The following is a 2,598-nucleotide window of genomic DNA, read 5'->3' on the forward strand; positions in this document are numbered from 1 at the left end:
ATTAGGGGTCGAGAAGGTCGTCACCGACCTCCCCTCCCATTCAGAACCGTGCGTGAGACTTTCACCTCACACGGCTCCTAGTTTGACTGTTCCCTTGTTAAGGATACCGCTTGACTTCTCTGTGGTTGCCTGTGATAATTTCCTTGTGGTTATATCGAGGCTTCCATCGGAAGCTGATTTTTCGTCGTGACAGTGGCGGTGTAGTATTTGAAGGTTTTTATACTCATCCTTTCCGCCTAGGCTGAGAGGGTGAATGTGGTCAACTTCAATTAAATCCGATGGGGTGAAGTATTGCCCACATCGGTTACACTTGCCTTGTTGCTTTTTAAGTAGTTTGGCTACTCTTGTCGGTGTACCGATTGCTTGTCCTCTTCTGGTTGCCCAGTAGGTCCAATTTCCGTCGTATGGTGAGGCGTCGGGGCGTATTAAGGTATGTCTGACAATTGGTGTCCAGTTATGTTGCCATAAGTGGAGACCGTCCTTAGTTTGAAATAACCAGGATTCTTGTCTTTCTTTCCCATTGCTGAGTTTAACTGTACCCGGTCTAAAGTAATTTCTCAGCTTTTCGTAGTTCGCTTTTCCGCATCTTGATACTGTCCATGCCCTCAACATCAACCAGATTGTATGGTCTAGTTTTGTGAAGGTATCCATAGATACTACTCCTGAGTAGTAGTTTCCCCATCCTCTTATGATTGGGTTTAAGTGACTAATCAGGGCTGATTGAGGTGCGGTTTTGTGTTTTTTGATTACACCTTTAATCGCTTCTGTGTGGGCTTTAACTGCTTTTTGGCTAGGTTTAATGTGTGTTAGGAATGTCTTGGGTGTTCCTTTACATATTTTTCCCGCTTTGTATTTTCCGGCTGGGTATTGTCTGATGTTGAATCCTAGAAAGTCAAATCCTGGTTTTTCCGTTTTTCCATTATATTCAATGGGTTTGAGTGTATGACACACTCTGGTTTTCTCTGGTTTGAGTTCTAATCCTATCGGTTTTAACCATTCGGAGATAGCAGTTTTGCACTGTCCAATGATTTCGAGTGAAGTTGAAATCACCACAAAGTCATCGGCGTATCTTATTAAGACAGCTTGATTTGTACCGTTTCCCTTTTTGGGGAATAGTGTTTCGATTAATCTTGCCATTCCATCCAGTGCGATGTTAGCGAGTAGTGGACTTATTACCCCCCCTTGTGGTGTCCCTGTTTCTGTCTCTTCAAATACGCCGTTATCCAAAACTCCTGCTTTAAGCCATTGTTTAATGTCTCTTTTCAGGGAACTTGGACATTGAATTTTTGACAGTAAAAAGCTGTGATTAATTCGGTCAAAACACTTGGCAATATCCGCATCTAATACAAAGTAGTTACTTTTATTAATGCTGAGGTATATCCTCGATATTGCATCATGGGCCGACCTTCCGGGTCGGAAACCATAGCTGGTTCCTTCCATTTTTGCTTCCCATTCTGGCTCAAGTGCCGATTTAACCACCGCTTGTCTGGCTCTGTCTTTGATGGTTGGTATTCCTAATGGGCGTTTTTCATCCCTGCCGGGTTTAGGAATCCATACCCTTCTTAACGGTTTTGCTTTAAGTGTTCCCTTGATTTCTTCGGTTAGATTTAGCCTTTGTTCTGGGGATATTGCTATCTTCCCATCAACTCCTGCTGTTTTCTTTCCTTGATTGTCTTGGGTTACTTTGCGAACTGCTAATAGACGAGCGTAGTACGATTTCACCAGTAGACGTTGCAACCTTCTAACCTTTGCATCCTGTCCCGATTTAGCCGCTTGATATATCCTCTTTTGGAGCTTGAAAACATATCTTTGGATTTTACCCCAGTTGATAGCCTTCCATACATTCGTAGTCTTAGTGGTTTTCGGTTTCCCGAACCCTTTACCTTCTCTCGATTTCGTCATATAGACTCCTACTAGACTCTATCCTTACAATCAAACCGTAACCTGTTGGCGTATCTTGACTATTAACGTCAAGCGTTGGCTTTTGGTTACATCTCACCCCCTTTAAGGCTTGCGCTTACACTTCTCACTACTGGGTATTTCGACCGATACTCAGAGCCTGAAAGGGGTTATCACGTTCCGTTTATATGGGCTTTCCATCCTTTAGATTCGTCTTTTCCACCGGGGTACTTTAAAAGGTCTGTGTGAGTAGCTTATCAAGTCCCTCACTTATTTCCCTTGTTCTTTTGAACGCAGTGTGTCAACCTTGTTTCACTGCTTAATTGTTACGATGGTTCATGTCAGACGTTCAGCTTTCGCTTAATCCTGGGCTGTTGGCAGTGGTCTCACTGCTGGTGCTAGGTTGCACCTCTGAGCCTTCCGTTCCCCGCTTCAGTTTCAGGGTTGTGACTTCTGAATCTGGGGGTGGCTATCGCCGTTACTCTCACCTTTGTATCAATTGTAAATAATTGTTACAAAGTGTATTGACCTTGAGTCCCCTTGCCTAGTTTGGTATCGGGTGATACTAAACGTCGGGACATATAAACAGTTATAAGGTTGGTCTGGGTTGACCTCTTAGATTCAGTCGGGGGACTGAAGACCTTACTAGGCGGTTATTTCAGGCATTTCAGCCCTATTTCATGCCTAAACGTTTCGCAC

General features: G+C 43.7%; 1 pseudogene. It reads right to left on the minus strand.

From position 1 onward, the window contains the following. Positions 1–77 precede the first annotated feature (77 nt). A pseudogene (gene ltrA / locus N0824_RS18385) lies at positions 78–1,902 on the minus strand (group II intron reverse transcriptase/maturase). Positions 1,903–2,598 lie beyond the last annotated feature (696 nt).

Source organism: Microcystis sp. 0824 (assembly GCF_003112475.1).
Lineage (GTDB): Bacteria > Cyanobacteriota > Cyanobacteriia > Cyanobacteriales > Microcystaceae > Microcystis > Microcystis aeruginosa_C.